Source organism: Bradyrhizobium sp. MI1.10, assembly GCF_055811035.1.
In genome coordinates this window covers 57,191-79,405 of record NZ_JBVVPN010000004.1, presented here as the reverse complement: position 1 = coordinate 79,405, position 22,215 = coordinate 57,191, and the positions used below count along the sequence as shown (strand labels likewise).

Here is a 22,215-nt window from a genome sequence, read left to right as displayed (position 1 = left end):
TTTTTCGGTATGAGAGCGGCGACGCAGTTTGCGACGGTTCTGAGTATGAGCGCGGTGCTTGCGGGCCAGTGTGCTCCAGCCCTCGCGGCGCAAGCCTATGAGGGGTTCTGGGCGTCAACCAAAAAGGATTGCCGCGACCAGGACAGCGCCAACCGCATGAGCATCGAGGGCGGCAACCGCCTCTATTGGTACGAGACCAGGTGCCGCGCCAGCGAGATCACCGCCGATGGAAAGCTCAGCTGGAAAATGAAGCTCGCCTGCGAAGGCGAGGGCGAGAAGTATCGCTCTAGTCCCCGGGTTTCCATTGCCGCTGATGGCAAGCTGGTGATGGACAACAGCCCGGTCGGGCAAGGCAAGCGCCAGACCTACGTGCGTTGTGAAATCGCTAAGCGCCGTTGATTGGGTGATCTGCTTTTCCCGAGGGACCGCGCGGAGCGGCGAGCCGCTCCGGCTGCGTCACTTCGCCACCACCTCCGGCACCCTGCCGGCCGGCGGAGTGTTGCGGCTGCGCTGGGTGCGCACGATACCGTCGATGATGGTCATGCCGATGCCGGGCAGGTCGCCGAGCTGGACGCTCTCCAGGATGTTCTTGCCGGCCGAATGCTGCGCCTTGTCCATGATGACGAAATCGGCGGAACGGCCGACTTCGATCAGGCCGCAATCCAATTCGCGCATCCGCGCGGTGTTGCCGGTGGCAAGGCAAAACGCGACCTCGGCCGGCAGGTCGCCAAGCGAGGACAGCATCGACACCATGCGGAGAATGCCGAGCGGCTGCACGCCGGAGCCGGCCGGCGCGTCGGTGCCGAGGATGACGCGGTGCAGATCGCCCATCTCGCGCGCGATGCGCAACGTGAACAGCGCCGAGCGCTCGTTGCCATTGTGGACGAGCTCGAGGCCGCGCTTGCAACCCTCGCAGATGCAGCGGATCTGGTCGTCGGGAAGCGCGGTGTGGCCGCCATTGATGTGGCCAACCACGTCCGTGTCGGCCTCCAGCACCACGTCCTTGTCGATCAATCCGGAGCCGGGGATCGAGGGACCGCCGGTGTGGATCGTGCTCTGGATGCCGTATTTGCGGGCCCAGCCGACCATTTTTCGCGCTGTGGGGCCGTCCTTGACGCCGCCCAGGCCCACTTCGCCGAGCAGCTTGACGCCGGCTGCGGCCAACTCCTTGAAGTCCTCCTCCACCATCTCGCACTCGATCACAGGCGCGCCGGCGTGAACCTTCACGCCGCCAGGCCGCAGATTCCAGAATGCGCGCTGGGCGAAGATTGCCATCGCCTTCAACCCGACGACGTCGCGCGGGCGGCCGGGCATGTGCACCTCGCCGGCGGAAATCATCGTGGTGACGCCGCCATGCAAATTGCTGTCGATCCAGCCGATCTGGTTCTGGCGCGGCGTCCAGTCGCCCGCAACTGGGTGGACATGGCTGTCGATCAGGCCGGGCGCCACCGTGGTGCCGTTGGCCTCGACGATGGTGGTCGCGCCTTCGGCGTTGAGGTCCTTGAAGCGGCCGATCGCGGTGATCTTGCCGTTCTCGGCGACGATGGTGTCGCCGTCCAGGATCGGCTTTTCCAGCGCGCCGGACAGGATCAGGCCGATATTGCGGATCACGAGCTTCGAGGGTCCGGCGGCCTGGGGTGCGTCATGCGCCATGGAATGGGTCCTTATCCTTAACTGCAACGCTTCCGATCTTGGGCAGCCTTGACCCCGGGATCAAGCCGGATTATTCATTAGTATACAAATGATCGTGTACAAACGACGCATAGCTGCCGCCTTGAAAACCGCCACGACACACCACGGAAGGGTGAGATGAGCAATTTCAATCGGGAAGCCGTTTTGAGCGTCCACCACTGGACCGACACGCTATTCTCCTTCAAGACCACCCGCAGCCCGACCTTCCGCTTCCGCAACGGCGAATTCACCATGATCGGCCTCAAGGTCGGCGAGAAGCCGCTGCTGCGGGCCTACAGCGTCGCCAGCGCCAATTACGAGGACACGCTGGAGTTCTTCTCGATCAAAGTGCCGGACGGCCCGCTCACCTCCCGGCTCCAGCATCTGAAGGAAGGCGACGAGATCATCGTCAGCCGCAAGGCCACCGGCACGCTGGTGATCGACAATCTGGAGGACGGCCGCAACCTCTACCTCATCGGCACGGGCACGGGCCTTGCGCCGTTCCTAAGCGTGATCAAGGACCCCGAAACCTACGAGCGGTTCGAGAAGGTCGTGCTGCTGCACGGTTGCCGGCACGTGAAGGAGCTCGCCTATGGCGAGATGATCACGGAGACGCTGCCCAAGGACGAGCTGATCGGCGAGTACATCCGTAGTCAGTTGATCTACTATCCGACCGTGACGCGCGATCCCTTCCGCAATCGCGGCCGCATCACCGACCTCATCACCTCGGGGAAGCTGTTTTCCGACATCGGCCTGCCGGCCTTGGAAGCCGCCCACGACCGCGTCATGATCTGCGGCAGCCCGGCGCTGGTGGCGGATACCCGCGTGCTCCTCGGCGAGCGAGGGCTTGTCGAGGGCAATCACGGCGAGCCGGCCCAATTCGTGGTCGAAAAGGCCTTCGCCGAACGCTAGGCCCGGAATTTTCGCGCAATAAGACCGTATTTTCGCCGCCGGACGCCCGTTGCGGCGCCGATTCGGCGCGCGATACACTGTGGGAACGAATCAGCGGAGTTCCCACATGGTTGCGGACAGCGACAGCAACATCGCCTGGCACCGGGTTCAGTTGAAGAAGAACCGCGCCGAGCTGAAGGCGCTCGAGACCGCGCGCTTCACGATGGGCGAGATCGCGTCTTCGAAACGGAACGGCCAAACCCAGAAGGCGGTCGGGGAACTCAGGCGCAAGATCGCGCAATCCGAGCGCGCCATCGCCGATCACGACAAGCGCACGCGCCGTCCGCTCACCACCGACCTGCAAAGCCTCAGCAAGGGCAGCTGGAGCAATTGGGACGCCTACACCAACCAGCAGCAGCGCAAGATCAGCCCGCGTTCGCCGGGGCGGGGGTAGATTCGTCTCTCTACGCCTGCACCGCCGAAGCGCAGGTTCCGCACCCCTTGCGCGGGCGGCGTCGTGCACCATCTCGGTGAGACGCCATCAACCGCTTCGGTGATCACATGGCGCCACGCCTCGATTTCACCAGCGAGGCCTTCTTTCGCGATCCACCCAGGGCGATCGCGACGTTGCGCATGTCCGGTGCTGTTGTCGCGGTGCGATTTCCTCTCGTCGGCGATGTCTGGATCACCACGACCTATGAGGCCGCGGCGCAAGTCCTGAAGGAGGGCAGCAATTTCACGCTGCGCAAGGAGGATGGCGACGTCGCAGGTTTGCGCTGGTGGATGCCGAACTACGTTAGAACCATCGCCAACAACATGCTGACGATGGACGAGCCTGACCACACAAGGCTGCGCAGCATCGTGGACGAGGCGTTCCGACGCCGCGCGATCGTCGCGATGGAGCCGCGTATCCGCGCCATCGCGGAGGGTCTCGCCGACGAGCTGTTCTTGGCAGGAAGCCCGGCCGATCTCGTCCAGCGCTATGCCCGCATCCTGCCGCTCGCGGTGATCTCCGAGCTGCTTGGGTTGCCGTTGGCCGATCGCCCTCGCTTCATCGCCTGGGCCAATACGATGTCCTCGCTCACGAACGTCGCCAGCTTCTTCCGGCTGCTGTTCGCGTTCCGCAAGATGCGAGCCTACCTCGAACGGCAGCTTCAGATTGCGCGCGCGCGGGGCGGCGAGGGCCTGATCTCGGAGCTGGTCCAGGTCGAGCGCGAGGGCGGCCAGATCACGCCGGACGAAATGGTGTCGATGGTGTTCCTGCTGCTCGCGGCGGGCTCCGAGACCACCACGCATCTCATCAGCGGTTCCGTCTACGAGCTCCTCAGAAATCCTGGCGTCCGCGACTGGCTGGCACAGGACTGGAGCCGCGTCGGGCTTGCGGTGGAGGAATTCCTGCGCTTCGTGTCGCCGGTGCAGTTCTCCAAGCCGCGCTATGTGAGGCGGGATATCGAGCTCGCGGGCGTGCGTCTCAAGAAGGGCGATCGCGTCATGGTGATGCTCGCCGCGGCGAACATGGACCCGGCGGCGCATGATCGTCCCGACAGCCTCGATCTCGCGCGCAAGCCGAACCGTCACATTTCCTTCGGAACGGGCATCCATTTCTGCCTCGGTCATCAACTTGCCCGGATCGAGGCAGCGTGTGCCTTGCAAGCGCTGTTTGTGCGATGGCCGAAACTTGGTTTTGCTGTGGACGTGTCTCAGATCCACTGGCGCAAGCGACCGGGCATGCGTGCGATCGCGAACCTCCCTGTCGTGCCCGACGGCCACGGAGCACAGGCGACAGCGTCAGCTGGATCGATGACGGTTCGTTCCCAGCCAGTGGCCTGCTGAGACTTACGCCTTGCGGAAAATTTTCTCTGCACTCGTCGGTAGGAACGGCATGCCGTTGCTCTAGTTGTTTTTGCGACATCGAAAGCCGCGATGAGTTCCTCCGGTCGATGTCGTGTCAACAACAGGAGACAGCATCATGACCGGCAAGATGCCACCTGTTCCGGCCGAGAACCAAAGCCCAAAGGGAACCGGCGACAGCAAGCAAGTGTCCTCGACTGCCCCGCACGGCCAGCAGCGTGCGCAAAATCCAGACCAGCAAGGGCAGCAGGGCAACATCAAGCAGAACACCACCAACCAAGGCTATCAGCAGGATCGCTGAGGAGGTGACATGTCGACATCCACCAAGACACCGAACAGCATCCGTCAGGGCGGACCTGGCGCTTCGCATGAGAATGCGAAGGCACCGCTCGAAGTGAAGAAGCCACCGGCGGACGACCCGCAGCGCAACCACAGCCGCGTCTCCGGCGGAGGTGGCGAGCACGATTCACACCACAGGCATGACGAGGCCGGAAAGGGCGGAGGCAGGTGAGGCATGACCAATAGGCAACCCAAACTCTACGCACCGACCGAAAAGGATCTGCACGAAAATCCCCTGATCGGCGGATCGAAGGGCGCAACGATGGCCGGTATCTCGCCTGAGGACCTCGAGGACGCCCTGGGCGAGAACACGATCGAAGGCGACGTCGAGAACGACGTGAACGCCACTGGCGGCATCGACAAGGACGTCGCGCGCAGTGGCACGCACCGACGAGACCGATAGCTCCGGAGGACGAGCATGCAAGGCAAGAAGACCCACGAGCAACAGGTTCGCATCCTCGAGCGCAAGCCGGATGTTCCAGACGCGCGAGAGCTTGACCAAGCCATCGGCCACAATCCGGAGGACACGGCCGTCCATCGCGCGCGACCCGAGGCGCGGCAGAGTGAATTTCCGGTGAGCCGGGGCGGCCTCAACCAGGAGAGCGACCACAACAAGCACAACGACACCGGCCAGAGCGGCCACAAGCCCCCGAAACCGACGCCGGCCCAGCAGAAGCACTGAGCCTCACGGGCGATCAAAGCAAGAGGAGAAAAAGATGCCAGGTGGTCATGGCAGCAAGACGCATTTCAGATCGGGCATGCACGGCAAGGGCGACGGCACCGGCGCCATGACGGACGTGTCCAAGGACAAGATCGGCGACAACATGGTCCTTTCGAACCGCGACAAGAAGCAGCATTCGGACATTCGCGGCATGGACGGCAAGTCGATCCAGACGGATCAATATCAGGATCACTCGGCCAACCGACTCGATGAGGAGCCGGGCAGCGACGAGACCTGAGAGCGGCGCTCCTTTCCGCTGAACTCGCGGACCGGTTTTCAGCCGGTCCGCTTTTTTGCCGGCCCGAGATCGCGCTCCCAGCCGAACACGGAGCGGCCGTCGAGATCGGGCGAGGCGGCACGCTCTCCGGCGATGAACGTATCGACCGATGGCCCGTGCGCGGTGCGCTCCAGCCGCCGCGCCTGGTCGTCGAGGCGCTTGATCGCCTGCATCTCTTCCTCGCGCCCGAGCTTTGCGTTCTGAATCGCTCCCTTCAGCACGCGAATGGTTTCGTCATAGACCTTGATTGGAACAGGGTAGGGATGCCGGTCCTTGCCGCCGTGGGCAAGCGAGAAGCGGGCGGGATCGTTGAAGCGGTAGGGCGCGCCGTGCACGACTTCGGCGACCATCGCCAGCGAACGCACCGTGCGCGCGCCAACGCCGGGCGTCAGCAGCAGCTCCGGAAAGTCGACCGGGCCGCGCTCGGCCGCGGCCGCGAGTGTGCCGTGCAGGCGGCGCGCGAACACATCTTTTGGCCGGACGTCGTGATGCGCGGGCATGATCAGGTGCGGCAGCATCGCCTGCGCGGGCTCTGGCGCAGTCCCGGTGAGCCGCTCGAATTCGGAAAGAATGCGATCGGGGCCGAGATCACTCAACAGTTCGAGCTGCGCGGAGCGCGAGATATCAGCGCGATGATCGGTGAGGTTGACGATCTCGCCTTGCAGCGGCCCGTCGATCGCGCTGTGCGGTGCGTCGACAAAACTCTTCAGTGCCTCGGAATGCCAATGATAGCGGCGGGCCTGCCGCTTGTCGCCGTTCATGCCCTGCTGCACCACCGTCCATTTGGCGTCGGCGGTGACGAAGAATCCGTGCAGGTAGAGGTCAAAGCCGTCCTGGACCGCGGCGCTGTCAACCTTCGCAACGAGGCGACTCGCACGCGTGAGCATTGCGCCGTCGAAGCCGACGCGGTCGCCGAGCTGCATCAGTTCGTCCGGGGTCTTGCGCGAGTGCTGGCCGCGCCCGCCGCAGACGTAGATTCCGAGCTCATCCTGCAGCGGGCCCAAACCCCGCTTCAGCGCGCCAATCACCGACGTCGTGATGCCGGAGGAGTGCCAGTCCATTCCCATTACGGCGCCGAAGGACTGGAACCAGAACGGGTGCGAGAGCCGCTGGAGGAATGCATCGCGCCCGTAATGATGGACGATCGCCTGCGTGACGATCGCGCCGAGCGAAGACATGCGGGTGGCCAGCCAGGGTGGAACCCGGCCGGTGTGAAGGGGAAGATCGGCGCTGCCGGTCCGTCGAGTCATGATTGACCACAAATAGCGCAGTTCGGCGATGATTGCACCAGAGGGATGCTGCGTTGCACAGAGCGGGGGAGCGAACCACGCTGCGACGCGTTGAACGGCAAGCGCGAATGCAAATACGGGGACTTTAATGAATCGGCAGACCCTTTTGGCCGACATCGACAGGATGTTCGGGTGGATACCGTCGTGGTTCGTCGGCCTGTGTCTGGTCGTTGGCGCGATCCTGATGGCCCTGTCGATCTACCGTCTCGCGGTTTGGCTGTTCAACCGCGCGTTCGGAACCCGTCTCCCGCTCGTGAGCGTGTTCATCGAACGCACGGCGGGCCCTGCTCAGCTGGCCGTCTGTCTTGCCGCCGTGGCGTTGGTGCTGCCGCTCGCGCCGCTGGACGACGCCTTCCGCACGCCGCTGACGCGCCTGTTCGTCGTTGCTTTCATCGCGCTGATCGGCTGGATCTCGATCCGGATCGTGGATATGAGCGCGGCACGGTATCTCCTGAACTTTCGCGACGTCACCGAGAATTTCGTCGCGCGCAAGCACGTCACCCAGGTCCGCGTCTTCAAGCGCGTAACCGATATCATCATCGTCATCATCACAGTGTCTACCGCGCTGATGACGTTCGACTCGGTCAGGCAATATGGCGTCAGCCTGTTCGCCTCCGCCGGTGCCGCAGGTATCATCGTCGGTCTTGCCGCCCGGCCGCTGCTGAGCAATCTGATCGCGGGCATGCAGATCGCGATCACACAGCCGATCCGCATCGAGGATGCCGTGATCATCGAGAACGAGTGGGGCTGGGTCGAGGACATCGCCTCGACCTATGTCGTGATCCGTCTGTGGGACTGGCGCCGCATGGTGGTGCCGCTGTCCTATTTCATCGAAAAACCATTCCAGAACTGGACCCGCGACACCGCGTCCCTGATCGGCGTGATCGCGCTCCACGTCGACTACCGCGCGGACGTTCCGCGGATCCGGCGCTGGCTGGAAGAAGCAGTGAAGGAATCCAAGTTCTGGGACGGCGAGGTGGTCAATCTCCAGGTGATCGACGCGGATGCTCGCACCATCGAGCTTCGCGCCCTCGTCAGCGCCAGGAACGCGCCACAGTCCTGGGACCTGCGCTGCGAGATGAGAGAGAAGCTCATCGCCTTCATCCGCGACGAGATGCCGGAAGCGCTGCCGCGCGAGCGCGCGATCCTGATCCCGTCGGGGGGAGGCGACGATGACGCCGATTTCGTGCGGCGTCCCGCGCCGCCGGAGAAGAGGCGGGCGAGCGCACGCAATTGACCTACTCGCGCGCCGCCTTCGTCGCGCCGCGCAAGCCCGCTCGCTGCTGGATCGTGTCGAGCGCGCCGGTCCTCATGCGAAGCACCTCATTGCGCGCGGATGTCGGCGGCCTTCAGCACCGGCTCCCATTTGGTCGCCTCGGCATGCATGTAGGCGTCGAAATCCTTGGAGGAGGAGCCGACCGGGGCTGCGCCGATCTTGCCGAGCGTCGACAGTACGTTCGAGTCCTGCAACGCCGCCTTCAGATCGGTTTCGAGCTTCGCCACGATCTCCGGCGGCATTTTCGCCGGGCCGAGAACGCCCCACCAGACGGAGACGTCGTAACCCGGCACACCCGACTCGGCGACGGTCGGAACATTGGGCAGCGCCTTGGAGCGTTCGGCCGAGGTTACTGCGAGCGCGCGCACCGGGCCGCCTTCGATCTGGCTGATGGCTTCTGCAAGTGGATTGATGCTGAGCGGGATGTCGCCGGCGATTACGGCGGTCAGCGCGGGGGCGCCGCCCTTGTAAGGGATCGCGACGATCTTGGTGCCGGACATATATTTCAATAGCTCACCGGCGAGATGCGCCGAGGTGCCGTTGCCCGACATGCCGTAGGAGAGCTTGTCAGGGTCCTTCTTCGCCGCAGCGAGGAGATCGCCGAGCGTCTTGTAGGGGCTGTCTTTGGCGACGACGATCGCGAGCGGCGAGGAAGCGACTTCGGTGATCGCGGTAAAATCCCTAAACGTGTCGTAGGGCACGCTCGGATAGATGAACTGATTGAGGGGATGACCGCTCGCGACCAGGATCAGCGTGTATCCGTCGGGGGCGGCTTGCGTCAGCGCCTGCGAGGCGACGATGCCGCCGGCGCCGGGACGGTTGTCGATCACCGGCTGCTGGCCCCAGGTTTTCGCCAATGCCTGTGCGAGCGTGCGCGCGAGCACGTCGACCGCGCCACCGGCGGCATAAGGGACAAGGATGTGAACCGGCTTGGTCGGATAGTTGTCGGCGGCCTCGGCGCCGCCGCCTCCCAGCAGCAGGCCGGCACCCAGCATCAAGCTGCCGATCTTCTTGTTCAAACCCAGCATTTCCAGCACTCCTTGCGGGCGTCTGCGCGCGGACCGTCGGTCTTTCGAGCCGTCCGGACGCCGCCCATGGTGCTTGTTGACGAGACCTGATCTTTTGTACGATAGTACAAATCACATGACGCGCAACCCCGCCAGCAAGGAAACGGCCCGCAAGCCGAACATGCGTGAGGCAATTCTCGCCGCGGCCGAGGAGCTGTTCGCCACCAACGGCTTCAACGCCGTGTCGGTGCGCGATATTGCACAGGCCGCCGGCGCCAATCCCGGCAGCGTCACCTATCATTTCAAGACCAAGGACGGCCTGCTGCTGGAGATCTACCGGCGCCATTGCGGGCCGATGAATTTGCGCCGTTCCGAGCTGCTCGCGGCCGCCAAGCGCGTGCGCGATCTCCAGGACCGGCTCGAAGCGGTGGTGCGGGCCTATGTCGTGCCGGCCTTCACCTCGGGCAGCGATCTTGCCGGGGGCGGAGCGCGGTTCACACGGCTGCGCGCGGTGATGTCTGCGGAGGGCAATGAGGTCGCGCGGAAAATCATCGCGCAGACGTTTGACGACACCAGCCACGCCTTCATCGACGCGATCCACGAAAGCCTGCCGCACGTTCCGCGCACCGACATCGTCTGGCGCAGCCACTTCCTGCTCGGCGCGCTCTACTACTCGCTGGTGACGCCGGATCGCGTCTCGCGCCTGTCGCGCGGCGAGGCCGACGGCAGCGATGCCGCAAGCGCCATCGAACAATTGGTGCAAGCCACCGTGGCCGCGTTCCAGGCGCCGGCGCTCGATCAGGCTGCACCGGCACGGCGACGACCGGTCGTCAGCAGCAAGACTTGAACACTCGGTCTCGTTCGGCGGTTTATCCGATGGCAATGATGTACACACCGACCATCCCGCCGCCCGATCCGAACACGCGCACGCCGAAGTTCAAGCTGCCGAAGCTGGCTTGCGATGCGCATTGCCACATCTTCGGGCCCGGCGCGACATACCCTTACGCGCCGGTCCGTTCCTACACGCCGCCCGATGCGCCGCTCGCCGATTTCCGCACGCTGCATGCCAAGCTCGGCGTCGAACGTGCCGTCATCGTCAATGCCAGTGTGCATGGCACCGATAACACGGTGGCGCTCGACGCCATCGCGCAGAGCAACGGCGCCTATCGCGCGGTTGCCAATATCGATGACACCATCACGGAGCGCGGGCTCCGCGTGCTGCACGAGGGCGGCTTCCGCGGCTGCCGCTTCAATTTCGTCCACCATCTCGGCGGCGTTCCCGACAAGCGTGTGTTCGACCGCATCGTCGCGATGGTCGCGCCGCTCGGCTGGCACATCGACCTGCATTTCGACGCGATCGATCTGCCTGAATATGCGGACATGCTGACAAGGCTGCCGCTGAGCTACACGATCGACCATATGGGACGGGTGAAGGCGTCCGAAGGGCTCGATCAGCTTCCGTTCAAGATCCTGATCGAGCTGATGCAGCGCGACGAGAAGTGTTGGGTCAAGATCTGCGGATCGGAGCGGGTGTCATCGGCCGGTCCGCCGTTCACCGACGCCGTGCCATTCGCGCGAAAGATCGTCGAGACCGCGCCCGACCGCGTCATCTGGGGCAGCGATTGGCCACATCCCAACGTCAAGGCGATGCCGAACGACGGCGACCTCGTCGACCTGATCCCGCTGTTCGCGCCGGAGCCGGAGTATCAGCAGAAGATCCTCGTCGATAATCCAGCGCGGCTGTTCGAGTTCGAGCGATGACGGCGCTGGCGATCGACAAGCCGCGTGGACGGGCCTGGTGGAAGGAGCTCTGGATCCAGGTGCTCATCGCCATGGCCGCCGGCGTCGCGCTTGGGATCGTCAATCCCGAGGCGGGCGCCAGGATGCAGCCTTTGGGCGACGCCTTCATCAAGGCGATCCGGATGCTGATCGCACCGATCATCTTCTGCACGGTCGTCCATGGCATTGCCCATATGGCCGACATGGCGCGGGTGGGCCGCGTCGCGGTCAAGGCGATCGTCTATTTCGAGATCATGACCACGATTGCGCTGATCATTGGCCTTGTTGCGGTGAACTTGCTCAAGCCCGGCGTCGGCATGAACATCGATCCAGCCACCATCAATGCCAGCGCGATCGAACCCTATGTCAAGCAGACCGGCGTGATCGGCTTCGTGCCGTTCCTGATGAACATCGTGCCCGCGACGTTCATTGGCGCCTTTGCCGAGGGCAACATCCTCCAGGTGCTCTTCATCGCCGTACTGTGCGGATTTGCGCTGGTGCAGCTCGGCGAGCGCGCCGCGCCGCTGGTCGATCTCATCGACATCGCCGCCAAAATGGTATTCACCGTCGTCGGCTTCGTGATGTGGGCCGCGCCGATCGGCGCCTTCGGCGCCATCGCTTTCACGGTCGGCAAGTTCGGCGTGGGATCGCTGGCCTCGCTCGGCAAGCTGCTGGGCGGCTTTTATCTCACCTGCATGATCTTCATCGTCGTGGCGCTCGGTCCCGTCGCGCGGCTGTGCGGCTTCTCGCTGCTCAAGCTGATCCGCTACATCTGGGAAGAGCTGCTGATCTGCATCGCCACGACGTCGTCCGAGACAGTGCTGCCGCGGATGCTGACCAAGCTGGAGCAGGCCGGCTGCGAGCGCAGTGTCGTCGGCCTCGTAATCCCGACCGGCTATTCCTTCAATCTCGACGGCACCTGTCTCTACCTCGCCGCCGCCTCGGTGTTCCTGGCGCAGGCGACCAACACGCCGCTCGGGCTCACCGAACAGATCGAGCTGCTTTTGATCCTGCTCGTGACTTCCAAGGGCGCGGCGGGCATCGCGGGCGCCGCCTTTGTCGTGCTGGCGGCAACGCTGTCCGCCACCGGCAGCATTCCGGTGACGAGCGTGGCGCTCGTGCTCGGCATCCACCGCCTGATGTCGGAGGGGTTGACGCCGACCAATCTGATCGGGAACGCGGTCGCGACGATCGCGATTGCCAAATGGGAAGGCGCGCTCGATCACGAGCGCCTGCGACGGGTGCTCGACGGCGAGGAGCCCGCGGCCGCGGCTCGATGAATTTATGACGTTGACGAACAGAAGAGGGGAGTTTGTCCCATGAAAACAGGTCTCGTGATCACGGCCCATCCGGGCGATTTCGTCTGGCGCGCTGGAGGTGCCATCGCGCTGCATGCGAAGAAGGGCTATCGCATGAAGATCGTCTGCTTGTCCTTCGGCGAGCGCGGCGAGAGCCAGTTCGCCTGGAAGGAGAAGGGCGCGACGCTGGAATCGGTCAAGGCCGGCCGCAAGGACGAGGCGGAGCGTGCTGCAAAACTGCTCGGCGCCGAGATCGAGTTCTTCGACTGCGGCGACTATCCGCTGAAGCTGACCGAGGCGCATTTCAACCGCATGGTCGACATCTACCGCGAGCTCAATCCGAGCTTCGTGCTGACGCATGCGCTGGAGGACCCCTATAATTTCGACCATCCGAACGCGGCGCATTTCGCGCAGGAAACCCGCGTGGTCGCGCAGGCCATGGGTCACAAGCCCGGAGCGCAGTACAAATATTCGGCGCCGCCGGTGTTCCTGTTCGAGCCGCACCAGCCGGAGCAATGCAATTACAAGCCGGACCTGCTTCTCAAGATCGACGAGGTCTGGAAGGAGAAGTACGAGGCGTTCCAGATCCTCGCTGCGCAGAAGCATCTCTGGGGCTATTACGAGCGCGTCGCGCTCAATCGTGGCATCCAGGGCAGCCGTAACACCGGCGTGCCGATGACCTATGGCGAGGCCTATCAGCGGCTGTTCCCGACGGTAGCGGAGGAGCTGGCATGAAGCCCGTCGTCGTTCGTAACATCAAGCGCGCCGATCCCGCCGCCATGGCGGAGTACGGCGTCTCGACCGTGCACGAGGCCTATGGCCGGCTCGGCCTGATGAAGCCGTATTTGCGGCCGGTCTGGGCTGGCGCCGCGATTGCCGGTCCCGCCGTCACTGTGCTGGCGCAACCCGGCGACAACTGGATGATTCATGTCGCGGTCGAGCAGTGCAGGAAGGGCGACATTCTCGTCGTCGGCTGCACCACCGACAACACCGACGGCATGTTCGGCGAGCTGCTCGCAACCTCGCTGCAGGCGCGCGGCGTGCAGGGGCTGATTATCGATGCCGGCTGCCGCGACGTCAAAGCGCTGCACGAGATGAACTTTCCAGTGTGGTCGCGCGCGGTCTCGGCGAAGGGCACGGTGAAGGCGACGCTTGGCTCGGTCAATGTCCCCGTGGTCTGCGCCGGCGTCAACGTCGATCCCGGCGACATCGTCGTGGCCGATGACGACGGCGTCGTGGTCGTGCCGAAGCGCTACGCAGCCGAGGTCGCCGAGAAGGCGAAGAAGCGCAACGCCGACGAAGGCGGCAAGCGCAAGCGGCTGGCTTCGGGCGAGCTGGGCCTCGACATGTACCGCATGCGTGAGGCCTTGGCGAAAGCGGGGCTCGTTTACGTCGACGATCCCGAGGATGTCTGAGCGTAGTATTTTTTGAGCATGATCTATTCGGAAAACCGCTTCACACTTTTCCGGATCATGCTCTCGAGAAGCGGAGTGGGCCGATGGATCGTCTCAAGCTGAAGGCCGTGCTCGGCAGTCACCGCCATGTCGAGGCGGTGAAGAGCGGCGAGCTCCGCTCCGACCGCTTCGACCTCGACTTTATCGAATACACGCCGACCAACACTGCGTTCAAACCGATGGTGCGCGAGCAGGCCTTCGACGTCTGCGAGATGGCAATCGTCACCTATCTGATGGCGAAGGCGCATGGCAAGCCGCTGGTGCTGCTGCCTGCAGCCATGCTCGGCCGCTTTCAGCACTCCTACGCGCTCTATAATCCTGCGCGTGGAACGCTTGGGCCGTCCGATCTGGAAGGCAAGCGCATCGGCATCCGCTCCTTCACGACCACGACCGGAGCCTGGATCAGGGGCATCCTCGCCAACGACTACGGCGTCAACCTCGGCAAGATCCGCTGGGTCACCTTCGAGGATCCGCACGTCGCCGAATATGTCGACACCACCGAGCGCGCGCCGAAGGGCAAGAAGATCTTGCAGATGCTGCTCGACGGCGAGCTCGACGCCGTCCTCGGTGAGGCCTCGAGCGATCCGAAACTGAGGCCGCTGTTCCCCGATCCGGCCGCGGAAGCCGCCATATGGTACGCGCGCCGCAGCGTGGTCCCGGTCAACCATCTCGTGGTCGTGACCGAGCAGCTGGCGAAATCGCGTCCTGACGTGGTTTCGGGCGTCTATGATCTGCTCAAGCAAAACAAGGCGCAGGCGGGGCCTGCGGCAACGCCGGACCTTGTTCCGTTCGGAATCGAAGCGAACAGAAGGTCGCTGGAGCTGATCGTCGACTACGCGTTCCAGCAGGCGCTGATCCCGCGCCGCTATGCTGTCGAGGAGCTGTTCGACGCAACAACACGAGGACTGAACTGATGGCGGGCGATCCCAGGCGATGGCAGATCGGACTGGTCGGTTACGGCGAGGTCGGCAGGATCCTGGCCGAGGATTTGCGCCAGCAGGACATCACGGTCACAGCCTTTGACATCAAGCTCGGGGGCGAGCAGGGCGCACCGCTGATGGAGCATGCGGCGAAATTCGGTGTGGCGCTGGCGGTGTCTCACGCCGAGCTGGCCGCGAAGTCCGATTTCATCATCTCCGCGGTCACGGCGAGCCAGGCCGTGCCGGTGGCAGAGGCCTGCGCGGCCGCGATCAATCAAGGCACCTGGTTCCTGGATTTCAATTCGGCGTCTCCCGGCGCCAAGCAGTGCGCTGCCGCGCTGATCGATGGGGCCGCCGGACGTTATGTCGAGGGCGCGGTGATGACGTCGGTGCCGCCTTATCGCATCAAGGTGCCGTTGCTGCTCGGTGGTCCCGACGCCAGGGAACTCGAGCCGCTCTTGAACGCGATCGGTTTTGCGGCAAAGGTTGCGAGCGACAAGCTCGGGGTTTCCTCGGCGGTGAAGATGTGTCGCAGCATCATGATCAAGGGCCTGGAAGCCATGGTGATCGAGAGCTTCACCACCGCGCGCGCCTATGGCGTCGAGGATGCGGTACTGGCTTCGCTGGCGGAAACCTTTCCCACGATCGATTGGGAGAAGCAGGGCGCTTATTGCTTCCAGCGCGTGATCGAGCATGGCCGCCGCCGCGCCGAGGAAGTACGCGAGGTCGCCGAGACCGTGCGTGAAGCGGGGCTGACGCCGTGGTCCGCGCAGGGCACCGCCGAGCGGCAGGCCTGGGTGGCGGACCTCGCCGATGAGGGCCTGTTCGGAACGAAAGGCACCAAGGAGTTCGCCTGCAGCGCTGATTGGCGCACCGAGGCGGACCGAATCCTGGCGAAGATCAATCGCGAGAGCTAGGGCGGCTCCTGCTCAGGACTTTGCCGTGCGACTGCCGGTGAGCTCGTCGCGGGCGCGTTCGATCAACGCCATCAGGTCTTCCGTCTTGCGGGCCAGCCGATCATTCGCGGCTTCGGTCCGGAATTCTGCGCGGATCGATCGAATACACTTGTCGGCGGTATCGAGCGTCAGGAGCATGCGCGTTAGCTCATCCTGTGTCCGGACGCCCGCCAGATCGAGGTCCGACAGGACGTGCCCGATGCCGTCGAGCCGCTTCACCGCGGCCTCGCTGGGCGTTCTCGCTCGATTGGATTGGTGCTCGATGCCGCTGAATGCGCTGAACATGTCGATGCTTCCCCGTTGAATGCAGACATCAGTGCCGATCCTACTATGACGGGCACCGCGGGACTTGCAATGCGCGCAGCTATCGAGAATCAGCAAGAATCTACTATCCGGGAATCTACCGGATTCGGAATTGCGGAACGATGGGCGGTAACATCGAACGGAAGCTGCGGGGGAATCAGACGCCCTTCAATGCAGATATGCATTGAGAGCGGATCAGGAACCAGGGCGAAATAGAGTGGGCCGTTGCCGTGCAAAAGTCTGTCGGCCGCTCTTGAAGCCCATCACGATATCCGGCAGCTCGGCGATGGCGAAGCGGCTGTCTTGCGTGTCGAGCACAACGAGATCGGCCGGATTCCCAACCTCGATGCCGTAATCCCCGAGGTTCATCAGCCGCGCCGGCAGCTCGGTCACGAGATCAAGGCAGGTATCGAAGTCGTTGACCGAGGCATGCGCGACGTTGGCGTAGAAATTCGCCATTCGCAGCAGTGAGGCATCACCGAACGGCGTGAAGGGATTGAGCACGTTGTTGGTCGCGATCGAGCACAGCACGCCGTCGCCGGCGAGCTTGTGGACGAGCGTCAGCCCGCGTGGCACGTTGTGGGTCGCCTCGCGCCCCATCAAATAGAGATCGGTTGCCGGCAGCACGGTGACGGCTACGCCGGCCTTCTCCAGTTGCGCAGTGGCGGCCCTCAGCCGCTCCGGTGGCAGTGCGGAGAGCTTCGTCGCATGGCCGATTGCCACGCGGCCCCCGTAGTTGCGCCGCTCGGTCTGCCGGCAGACCTCGTCGAGGTGCCACCAGGAGGGATTGAGATCAAAATCGAGATGGAGATCGACGTCCACGTCGAACGCCTCGGCGAGGTCGAAGATGCGTGCGAGATGGGCGTTCGGATCGGTGTCCGTGTAAGGACAGCCGCCGATCACCGCGCCCCCGTCGCGCAGCGCCTGGATCAGAAGCTCCTCGCTGCCGGGATCGTTGGTGAGGCCTTCCTGCGGAAAGACACAGAGCGACAGGTCGATCGCCCAGGCATAGTCACGCTTCAGCGCCTTCACCGCCTCGAAGCCGCGCAAGCCGATGCGCGGATCGATCTCGACGTGGGTTCGCATGCGCGTGGTGCCGTGGACGATGGCACGTTCGAGCACCCGGGCGCCGCGCGCGTAGACGTCCTCGACCGAGAAATCCTTCTTCATCCCGGAGACGGCGCGGATCGCTTCGGAGACGCTGCCGTGATCATGCCCGCAGCGGCCGAGCAGGCAGGCTTTATCGAGATGGATGTGGCTGTCGACGAAGCCGGGCAGGGCGAGACGCCCGCCGACATCGACCTCAACGGCCTCGCAGGCGAGCGTCGGTTCGATGGCGGTGATCCGGCCGCGCGTGACGCCGATGTCCATCGGGTCGGCGGCACCACGCAGCAAGGCGTTGCGAAAGATGAGGTCAAAGGCGGGTTGCGTTGTCATGGCTCTTGGGGAAGGAATTTAGTGCATTCGGCCGCGTTTGGCGGCTCCAGATTGTCGGCAGTGTAGCGACGGAAATGTTCAAAATATATGCACGTATTCCCCGAGAGCGGCGTTAGTATTCCGCAACCCCGGGAGAATGACCATGTCCGCTACCGCAAAAGCCGAAGCCGGTCCGTCGTCCGACGCCGAGATCGTTGAAGCCTATCTCACGGCGTCGATGATCCCCGATCCGGACGCCGCGGCGGCCTATATGGCGCCGGGCACGGTGATCACCTTTACCGGCGGGCGCGAGTTCGATCATCCGCGGGGCCCGGCCGGGTTCAACGCCAAGCGCTACCGCTGGGTCAAGAAGAAGATGGATCGGTTCGACGTCTGCCCCGGCGACGGCGAGACCGTGGTCTATAGTGTCGGCACGCTCTACGGCGAATGGAAAGATGGGACCTCATTCGAGGGCAACCGCTACGTCGACCGCTTCGTGGTCCGGAATGGCCAGATCACCAAGATGGATGTCTGGAACGACAGCGCCGAGCGCATCCTGGTCCAGCGCGGTATCGATGCGTAAGCGCCATCCTGGCGCTTGAGCTGCCCTGACTCCACAGAGACAAACGGCCGGTCACCATATCGCAAGCCGCGATAGCTGGTAGACGCAAGCTCGTCTGGCGGCTGCCGCGCCCCTGCGTTATCAACGGTGCGATTGCTGCGCCCGGCATGGAGGCGCGAGCCTCCTCGAGGAGTTCCCAATGCGTTTACCCACTGTTGTCCTGGCCTTCACATGCCTTGCAACTGCCGCCTCCGCCGAAGACCTGTCGGGTACGCTTCAGAAAGTCAAAGAGACCAAGAAGATCACGCTGGGCTATCAGGAGGCTTCGGTCCCGTTCAGCTATCTCGATGGCAACCAGAAGCCGGTCGGCTTTGCCATGGATATCTGCCTTAGAATCGTGGATGCCGTAAAGAAGCAGCTCGGCATGCCCGACATCGCGGTCGACACTCTCGCCGTGACGTCGTCGAACCGGATTCCGCTGATGGTCAACGGGACGCTCGACCTGCATTGCTCGGCGACCACCAACAATGCCGATCGCCAGAAGCAGGTCGCCTTCACCAACACGCACTTCCTCAGCGCAACGCGATTTGCGGCCAAGAAAGCCGCAAAGATCAACACCATCGACGATCTCAAGGGCAAAGCGGTGACCGCGGTGGCCGGCTCGGTCAATTTGACGCAGCTCGCCAAGGTCAACACCGAGCGCAATCTCGGCATCAACGTGATGCCGGCCAAGGACCAGGCCGAGGCCTTCCTGTTGCTGGAAACCGACCGCGCCCAGGCCTACGCGCTCGACGACGTGCAGCTCGCGGTCGCGATCGCGCGCTCGAAGGAGCCGCAGCTGTTCATGATCAGCGAGGAGACGTTCTCGAAGCCCGAGCCTTACGGGATCATGCTGCGGCGGGAGGACGCGCCGTTCAAGGCGCTCGCCGACCGCGCGACTGCAGAGCTGTACGCCAGCCAGGAGATCGAGGTCCTCTACAAGAAGTGGCTGGAATCGCCGACGCCGCCGAACGGCCTCAACTACAACGTCCCGATGTCGGGCGCCTTGCGCAACGCCTTCAAGAAGCCGAGCTCCAGCTTCGATCCGGATGTGTACGTGGTCAACTGAGGCGAGGGCGCCAAGGCGCTGGTTGCAATCGGCTGCGTGTCATTGTGCCCTCGCCCCTTGCGGGAGAGGGCATCTCCGCTGGTGGACGCAGACTCGCTCGGGTGAGGGGTCTGTCTCCGCGGATAGATACCTCTCGTCCGGCGCTTCGCGCCACCTTCTCCCGCAAGGGGAGAAGGGAAGATGGCACTGTGCTTCCGGCGAGTGCAGTGTTTTACGCGTTCGAATATTTCTTCAGCTCGAACCGCGCGATCTGGTTCCTGTGGACCTCGTCCGGGCCGTCGGCGAGACGCAGCAAGCGCGCGGTCGCGTAGGCCTGCGTCAATCCGAAATCGTTCGACGTGCCGCCGCCGCCATGGGCCTGGATCGCCCAGTCGATGATCTGGCAGGCCATGTTGGGCACAGCGACCTTGATCATCGCGATCTCGGCTTTCGCCACCTTGTTGCCGACGGTGTCCATCGCGTGGGCGGCGTTGAGCGTCAGCAACCGGGCCTGCTCGATCATGATGCGGGCTTCAGCGATTCGCTCCTGCGTCACCGTCTGCTCGGAAACCGGCCTGCCGAAGGCGACGCGGCTGCGCACCCGGCGGCACATCTTCTCCAGTGTGCGCTCGGAGAGCCCGATCAGCCGCATGCAATGGTGGATGCGGCCGGGGCCGAGGCGTCCCTGCGCGATTTCGAAACCGCGGCCCTCGCCGAGCAGCATGTTCTCCTTGGGCACGCGCACATTGGTGAAGACGACCTCGGAGGCACGGTCGGGCACGCCGTAGAAGCCGAACACGGGCAGGGGACGCTTGACCTCGACGCCCGCTGTGTCCATCGGCACCAGGATCATGGATTGCTGCTTGTGGCGGTCCGCATTGTCAGGATCGGTCTTGCCCATGAAGATGCAGATCTTGCAGCGCGGGTCGGTCGCGTTGGTGGTGTACCATTTGCGGCCGTTGATGACGTAATGGTCGCCGTCGCGGACGATCGAGCTTTCGATGTTGGTCGCATCGGACGATGCGACGGCGGGCTCGGTCATGGCGAAGCAGGAGCGGATTTCGCCAGCGAGCAGCGGCTTCAGCCAGCGCTCCTTGTCGTTCTCCGTGCCATAGCGCTCCAGCACCTCCATGTTGCCGGTATCGGGCGCCGAACAGTTGAAGACTTCGGGCGCGAGATGCGAGCGGCCCATGACCTCGCAGAGCGGGGCATATTCGAGGTTGGTGAGGCCCGCACCGTAGCCGGAGTCCGGCAGGAACAGATTCCAGAGGCCTTCGGCGCGCGCCAGCGGCTTCAGCTCCTCGACGACCGGATAGACCTTCCAGGGGCCCAGCTCCTCCGCCTCGCGATAAAAGCGTTCCTCGTTCGGATAGATGTGCCGGTCCATGAAACTTTCGAGCCTGCGCTTGAGCTCAACGATTTTGGGGGACATCGAGTAGAGCATCTTTGGTCTCCTCAATCGATGGACAGGCCGGTGCGCAATCGGCTCAGGCGACGCGATACTCTTTGAATTTCTCGCGCAGCGCGGATTTGAGCACCTTGCCGGTGCCGGTCATCGGGAACTCGTCCATGAATTCGACGGCGTCGGGCATCCACCAGCTCGCGATCTTGGGGCGCATGTGGTCGAGCAGCGTCTTGCCGTCGACGGTCGTGCCCTTCTTGCGGACGACGAGGAGCAGAGGCCGCTCCTGCCATTTCTCATGGTTGATCGCGACCACGGCGGCTTGCAGCACATCGGGGTGAGACAAGGCGACGTCCTCGAGCTGGATCGAGGAGATCCATTCGCCTCCGGACTTGATGACATCCTTGGAGCGGTCGGTCAGCGTGACGTGGCCCTGGGGGTCGATCACGGCCATGTCGCCGGTGATCAGCCAGCCGTCGCGGTCCAGGCCTTCTTCGAGTTTCATGTAGCCGGACGCAACCCACGGTCCTCGCGCGCGCAGATGGCCGACGCTCTTGCCGTCGCGCGGCAGCTCGTTGCCGCCGTCGTCGACGATGCGCAAGGCGGTGCCGAAACAGGCGCGGCCGGACACCTGGCGGCGGTCGAACCTCTCCTTGTCGTCGAGATGCTCGGAGCCCGGCCGCAGGCCAGGCATTGAGCAGCCGAGCGCCTCGGTCATGCCCCACGCCTGGATGTAGTCGATGTCATACTCACGCTTGAGCTTCTCGACCATCGCGCGCGGCGGCGCCGAGCCAGACGACAATGTTGCACGAAGCGTCGAGAACCTGTTGCTGGTGCGTCCGAGCCAGTCGAGCAGGATCAGCCAGAAGCTTGGCACGCCCGCCGACAGCGTCACCTTCTCGCCTTCGAGCAATTCGTAGAGCTTGTCCGGCTCGTAATTGCGGCCGGGCAGCACCAGCTTCGAGCCGGTATAGGGCGCGGTGAACGGCATGTTCCAACCGTTGCCGTGGAACAGCGGCGCCATCGGCATCATCACCTCGCGCACGCCTTCCAGGTGCCCGGGCAGGAAGTCGAAATTGCAGGAGACCATGGTCTGCAGGATCGCGGCGCGGTGCGAATAGATTACGCCCTTCGGATTGCCGGTGGTGCCGGAGGTGTAGCAGATCGTGGACGCCGACTTTTCGTCGAACTCCGGCCAGACGAAGCCGGCGTCGTGCTCGTTCTCCAGCAGGTCCTCGTAGCAATGGACGTTGGCAAGCCTGGTCTCCGGCATCCGCTCGCGCGAGGACATCACGACATAGGCTTCGATCGATGTGAGCTGCGGCGCGATTGCCTCCACGATCGGCAGCGTGGCGCGGTCGATGAACAGCAGGCGGTCCTCGGCGTGATTGACGATGTAGACGAGTTGTTCGGGAAACAGCCGCGGGTTGACGGTGTGCAACACGTAGCCCATGCCCGGCGCGGCATAGAACATCTCGAAGTGACGGTGCGTATTCCAGGCCAGCGTGCCGACCCTGTCGCCGGGCATCATGCCGAGCCTCTTGAGGGCCAATGCCATGCGCTTGATGCGCGGATGGGCGTCGGCATAGGTGTAGCGATGGATGTCGCCCTCGATCTCGCGGGCGACGACCTCGGCCTCGCCGTGATAATCGGCCGCATACTGGATCAGGCCGCTGATCAGGAGCGGCATGTCCATCATCAATCCCTGCATCGTCT

General features: G+C 63.9%; 26 protein-coding genes. 19 read left to right on the top strand and 7 right to left on the bottom strand.

The window, feature by feature from the left end:
- Positions 1–9 precede the first annotated feature (9 nt).
- On the top strand, positions 10–399 hold the full coding sequence (locus AC0L3K_RS06325; protein ID WP_007592444.1) for a hypothetical protein: 390 nt from the start codon (positions 10–12) through the stop codon (positions 397–399).
- Between the two features lie 57 nt (positions 400–456).
- Here AC0L3K_RS06325 and AC0L3K_RS06320 read toward each other — a convergent pair whose 3' ends face one another.
- Complete coding sequence (locus AC0L3K_RS06320) at positions 457–1,653, bottom strand: amidohydrolase family protein (protein WP_007592442.1); 1,197 nt, start codon at positions 1,651–1,653, stop codon at positions 457–459.
- Positions 1,654–1,809: 156 nt separating this feature from the next.
- Between AC0L3K_RS06320 and AC0L3K_RS06315 the strand changes: the two genes are divergently transcribed.
- From AC0L3K_RS06315 to AC0L3K_RS06280, 8 genes are all read left to right on the top strand, one after another.
- Entirely contained in the window at positions 1,810–2,583 is a 774-nt protein-coding gene (locus tag AC0L3K_RS06315) for a ferredoxin--NADP reductase (RefSeq protein ID WP_473365610.1), read from the top strand.
- 106 nt (positions 2,584–2,689) lie between these two features.
- Positions 2,690–3,016 carry a hypothetical protein gene (locus AC0L3K_RS06310; RefSeq protein WP_007592438.1) on the top strand — a complete coding sequence of 109 codons (327 nt, stop codon included), beginning with the start codon at positions 2,690–2,692 and terminating at the stop codon, positions 3,014–3,016.
- Between the two features lie 107 nt (positions 3,017–3,123).
- A complete protein-coding gene (locus AC0L3K_RS06305) occupies positions 3,124–4,395 on the top strand; it encodes a cytochrome P450 family protein (protein WP_007592436.1) in 1,272 nt (423 codons plus the stop codon).
- A 136-nt stretch (positions 4,396–4,531) separates the two neighbouring features.
- Positions 4,532–4,714 (top strand): hypothetical protein, encoded by a 183-nt coding sequence (locus AC0L3K_RS06300; RefSeq protein ID WP_007592434.1) that lies wholly within the window; start codon positions 4,532–4,534, stop codon positions 4,712–4,714.
- A 9-nt stretch (positions 4,715–4,723) separates the two neighbouring features.
- The gene (locus AC0L3K_RS06295) at positions 4,724–4,924 is read left to right on the top strand and encodes a hypothetical protein (protein ID WP_007592432.1); all 201 of its coding nucleotides are present in this window, start codon (positions 4,724–4,726) and stop codon (positions 4,922–4,924) included.
- 3 nt (positions 4,925–4,927) lie between these two features.
- Positions 4,928–5,155 carry a hypothetical protein gene (locus tag AC0L3K_RS06290; RefSeq protein ID WP_035992886.1) on the top strand — a complete coding sequence of 76 codons (228 nt, stop codon included), beginning with the start codon at positions 4,928–4,930 and terminating at the stop codon, positions 5,153–5,155.
- Positions 5,156–5,170: 15 nt separating this feature from the next.
- Positions 5,171–5,434, top strand: coding sequence for a hypothetical protein (locus AC0L3K_RS06285; RefSeq protein ID WP_035992883.1), 264 nt, complete (start codon positions 5,171–5,173; stop codon positions 5,432–5,434).
- A gap of 34 nt (positions 5,435–5,468) precedes the next feature.
- Positions 5,469–5,711 (top strand): hypothetical protein, encoded by a 243-nt coding sequence (locus AC0L3K_RS06280; protein WP_007592431.1) that lies wholly within the window; start codon positions 5,469–5,471, stop codon positions 5,709–5,711.
- 38 nt (positions 5,712–5,749) lie between these two features.
- On the opposite strand, the gene AC0L3K_RS06275 is transcribed toward AC0L3K_RS06280, so the two are convergent.
- The gene (locus tag AC0L3K_RS06275; protein ID WP_473365609.1) at positions 5,750–7,000 is read right to left on the bottom strand and encodes a DUF763 domain-containing protein; all 1,251 of its coding nucleotides are present in this window, start codon (positions 6,998–7,000) and stop codon (positions 5,750–5,752) included.
- 127 nt (positions 7,001–7,127) lie between these two features.
- Here AC0L3K_RS06275 and AC0L3K_RS06270 point away from each other — a divergent pair, with 127 nt between their 5' ends.
- On the top strand, positions 7,128–8,276 hold the full coding sequence (locus AC0L3K_RS06270; RefSeq protein ID WP_473365608.1) for a mechanosensitive ion channel family protein: 1,149 nt from the start codon (positions 7,128–7,130) through the stop codon (positions 8,274–8,276).
- 86 nt (positions 8,277–8,362) lie between these two features.
- On the opposite strand, the gene AC0L3K_RS06265 is transcribed toward AC0L3K_RS06270, so the two are convergent.
- A complete protein-coding gene (locus tag AC0L3K_RS06265; protein WP_473254257.1) occupies positions 8,363–9,343 on the bottom strand; it encodes a tripartite tricarboxylate transporter substrate binding protein in 981 nt (326 codons plus the stop codon).
- Positions 9,344–9,458: 115 nt separating this feature from the next.
- Between AC0L3K_RS06265 and AC0L3K_RS06260 the strand changes: the two genes are divergently transcribed.
- From AC0L3K_RS06260 to AC0L3K_RS06230, 7 genes are all read left to right on the top strand, one after another.
- Positions 9,459–10,169 carry a TetR/AcrR family transcriptional regulator gene (locus tag AC0L3K_RS06260; RefSeq protein WP_219682583.1) on the top strand — a complete coding sequence of 237 codons (711 nt, stop codon included), beginning with the start codon at positions 9,459–9,461 and terminating at the stop codon, positions 10,167–10,169.
- 29 nt (positions 10,170–10,198) lie between these two features.
- Complete coding sequence (locus AC0L3K_RS06255; protein WP_007592423.1) at positions 10,199–11,083, top strand: amidohydrolase family protein; 885 nt, start codon at positions 10,199–10,201, stop codon at positions 11,081–11,083.
- Positions 11,080–12,381 (top strand): C4-dicarboxylate transporter DctA, encoded by a 1,302-nt coding sequence (dctA, locus tag AC0L3K_RS06250; RefSeq protein WP_473365607.1) that lies wholly within the window; start codon positions 11,080–11,082, stop codon positions 12,379–12,381. The genes AC0L3K_RS06255 and dctA overlap by 4 nt, the downstream gene beginning before the upstream one ends.
- A 39-nt stretch (positions 12,382–12,420) precedes the next feature.
- Positions 12,421–13,134, top strand: coding sequence for a PIG-L deacetylase family protein (locus tag AC0L3K_RS06245; protein ID WP_219682585.1), 714 nt, complete (start codon positions 12,421–12,423; stop codon positions 13,132–13,134).
- Positions 13,131–13,814: a 4-carboxy-4-hydroxy-2-oxoadipate aldolase/oxaloacetate decarboxylase gene (locus AC0L3K_RS06240; protein WP_473365606.1), complete on the top strand. Its 684-nt coding sequence runs from the start codon at positions 13,131–13,133 to the stop codon at positions 13,812–13,814. The genes AC0L3K_RS06245 and AC0L3K_RS06240 overlap by 4 nt, the downstream gene beginning before the upstream one ends.
- A gap of 83 nt (positions 13,815–13,897) precedes the next feature.
- Positions 13,898–14,767 carry a substrate-binding domain-containing protein gene (locus AC0L3K_RS06235; RefSeq protein WP_007592417.1) on the top strand — a complete coding sequence of 290 codons (870 nt, stop codon included), beginning with the start codon at positions 13,898–13,900 and terminating at the stop codon, positions 14,765–14,767.
- Positions 14,767–15,690: a DUF1932 domain-containing protein gene (locus AC0L3K_RS06230; protein WP_007592414.1), complete on the top strand. Its 924-nt coding sequence runs from the start codon at positions 14,767–14,769 to the stop codon at positions 15,688–15,690. Before AC0L3K_RS06235 ends, AC0L3K_RS06230 begins: the two co-directional genes overlap by 1 nt.
- 12 nt (positions 15,691–15,702) lie before the next feature.
- Here the strand turns inward: AC0L3K_RS06230 and AC0L3K_RS06225 are convergent, their stop codons facing one another.
- Positions 15,703–16,014, bottom strand: a complete 312-nt coding sequence (locus tag AC0L3K_RS06225; protein WP_007592412.1) for a hypothetical protein — start codon at positions 16,012–16,014, stop codon at positions 15,703–15,705.
- Between the two features lie 213 nt (positions 16,015–16,227).
- Positions 16,228–17,469, bottom strand: a complete 1,242-nt coding sequence (locus AC0L3K_RS06220) for an amidohydrolase family protein (protein ID WP_007592410.1) — start codon at positions 17,467–17,469, stop codon at positions 16,228–16,230.
- A 142-nt stretch (positions 17,470–17,611) separates the two neighbouring features.
- On the opposite strand from AC0L3K_RS06220, the gene AC0L3K_RS06215 reads away from it, so the two are divergent.
- Together AC0L3K_RS06215 and AC0L3K_RS06210 are read left to right on the top strand one after the other, a co-directional pair.
- A complete protein-coding gene (locus AC0L3K_RS06215) occupies positions 17,612–18,031 on the top strand; it encodes a nuclear transport factor 2 family protein (RefSeq protein WP_007592408.1) in 420 nt (139 codons plus the stop codon).
- Between the two features lie 178 nt (positions 18,032–18,209).
- Positions 18,210–19,118, top strand: a complete 909-nt coding sequence (locus AC0L3K_RS06210; protein WP_007592406.1) for an amino acid ABC transporter substrate-binding protein — start codon at positions 18,210–18,212, stop codon at positions 19,116–19,118.
- Between the two features lie 211 nt (positions 19,119–19,329).
- On the opposite strand, the gene AC0L3K_RS06205 is transcribed toward AC0L3K_RS06210, so the two are convergent.
- Together AC0L3K_RS06205 and AC0L3K_RS06200 are read right to left on the bottom strand one after the other, a co-directional pair.
- A complete protein-coding gene (locus AC0L3K_RS06205) occupies positions 19,330–20,541 on the bottom strand; it encodes an acyl-CoA dehydrogenase family protein (protein WP_473365605.1) in 1,212 nt (403 codons plus the stop codon).
- Positions 20,542–20,584: 43 nt separating this feature from the next.
- Complete coding sequence (locus AC0L3K_RS06200) at positions 20,585–22,210, bottom strand: long-chain fatty acid--CoA ligase (RefSeq protein ID WP_007592405.1); 1,626 nt, start codon at positions 22,208–22,210, stop codon at positions 20,585–20,587.
- Positions 22,211–22,215: the final 5 nt, after the last annotated feature.

What these genes read in the sequence shown, in the direction of transcription:
- AC0L3K_RS06325 (WP_007592444.1), top strand. Translation starts at nt 10, where the DNA reads ATGAGAGCGGCGACGCAGTTTGCGACGGTTCTGAGTATGAGCGCGGTG.
- AC0L3K_RS06320 (WP_007592442.1), bottom strand. Translation starts at nt 1,653, where the DNA reads ATGGCGCATGACGCACCCCAGGCCGCCGGACCCTCGAAGCTCGTGATC.
- AC0L3K_RS06315 (WP_473365610.1), top strand. Translation starts at nt 1,810, where the DNA reads ATGAGCAATTTCAATCGGGAAGCCGTTTTGAGCGTCCACCACTGGACC.
- AC0L3K_RS06310 (WP_007592438.1), top strand. Translation starts at nt 2,690, where the DNA reads ATGGTTGCGGACAGCGACAGCAACATCGCCTGGCACCGGGTTCAGTTG.
- AC0L3K_RS06305 (WP_007592436.1), top strand. Translation starts at nt 3,124, where the DNA reads ATGGCGCCACGCCTCGATTTCACCAGCGAGGCCTTCTTTCGCGATCCA.
- AC0L3K_RS06300 (WP_007592434.1), top strand. Translation starts at nt 4,532, where the DNA reads ATGACCGGCAAGATGCCACCTGTTCCGGCCGAGAACCAAAGCCCAAAG.
- AC0L3K_RS06295 (WP_007592432.1), top strand. Translation starts at nt 4,724, where the DNA reads ATGTCGACATCCACCAAGACACCGAACAGCATCCGTCAGGGCGGACCT.
- AC0L3K_RS06290 (WP_035992886.1), top strand. Translation starts at nt 4,928, where the DNA reads ATGACCAATAGGCAACCCAAACTCTACGCACCGACCGAAAAGGATCTG.
- AC0L3K_RS06285 (WP_035992883.1), top strand. Translation starts at nt 5,171, where the DNA reads ATGCAAGGCAAGAAGACCCACGAGCAACAGGTTCGCATCCTCGAGCGC.
- AC0L3K_RS06280 (WP_007592431.1), top strand. Translation starts at nt 5,469, where the DNA reads ATGCCAGGTGGTCATGGCAGCAAGACGCATTTCAGATCGGGCATGCAC.
- AC0L3K_RS06275 (WP_473365609.1), bottom strand. Translation starts at nt 7,000, where the DNA reads ATGACTCGACGGACCGGCAGCGCCGATCTTCCCCTTCACACCGGCCGG.
- AC0L3K_RS06270 (WP_473365608.1), top strand. Translation starts at nt 7,128, where the DNA reads ATGAATCGGCAGACCCTTTTGGCCGACATCGACAGGATGTTCGGGTGG.
- AC0L3K_RS06265 (WP_473254257.1), bottom strand. Translation starts at nt 9,343, where the DNA reads ATGCTGGGTTTGAACAAGAAGATCGGCAGCTTGATGCTGGGTGCCGGC.
- AC0L3K_RS06260 (WP_219682583.1), top strand. Translation starts at nt 9,459, where the DNA reads ATGACGCGCAACCCCGCCAGCAAGGAAACGGCCCGCAAGCCGAACATG.
- AC0L3K_RS06255 (WP_007592423.1), top strand. Translation starts at nt 10,199, where the DNA reads ATGGCAATGATGTACACACCGACCATCCCGCCGCCCGATCCGAACACG.
- dctA (WP_473365607.1), top strand. Translation starts at nt 11,080, where the DNA reads ATGACGGCGCTGGCGATCGACAAGCCGCGTGGACGGGCCTGGTGGAAG.
- AC0L3K_RS06245 (WP_219682585.1), top strand. Translation starts at nt 12,421, where the DNA reads ATGAAAACAGGTCTCGTGATCACGGCCCATCCGGGCGATTTCGTCTGG.
- AC0L3K_RS06240 (WP_473365606.1), top strand. Translation starts at nt 13,131, where the DNA reads ATGAAGCCCGTCGTCGTTCGTAACATCAAGCGCGCCGATCCCGCCGCC.
- AC0L3K_RS06235 (WP_007592417.1), top strand. Translation starts at nt 13,898, where the DNA reads ATGGATCGTCTCAAGCTGAAGGCCGTGCTCGGCAGTCACCGCCATGTC.
- AC0L3K_RS06230 (WP_007592414.1), top strand. Translation starts at nt 14,767, where the DNA reads ATGGCGGGCGATCCCAGGCGATGGCAGATCGGACTGGTCGGTTACGGC.
- AC0L3K_RS06225 (WP_007592412.1), bottom strand. Translation starts at nt 16,014, where the DNA reads ATGTTCAGCGCATTCAGCGGCATCGAGCACCAATCCAATCGAGCGAGA.
- AC0L3K_RS06220 (WP_007592410.1), bottom strand. Translation starts at nt 17,469, where the DNA reads ATGACAACGCAACCCGCCTTTGACCTCATCTTTCGCAACGCCTTGCTG.
- AC0L3K_RS06215 (WP_007592408.1), top strand. Translation starts at nt 17,612, where the DNA reads ATGTCCGCTACCGCAAAAGCCGAAGCCGGTCCGTCGTCCGACGCCGAG.
- AC0L3K_RS06210 (WP_007592406.1), top strand. Translation starts at nt 18,210, where the DNA reads ATGCGTTTACCCACTGTTGTCCTGGCCTTCACATGCCTTGCAACTGCC.
- AC0L3K_RS06205 (WP_473365605.1), bottom strand. Translation starts at nt 20,541, where the DNA reads ATGCTCTACTCGATGTCCCCCAAAATCGTTGAGCTCAAGCGCAGGCTC.
- AC0L3K_RS06200 (WP_007592405.1), bottom strand. Translation starts at nt 22,210, where the DNA reads ATGCAGGGATTGATGATGGACATGCCGCTCCTGATCAGCGGCCTGATC.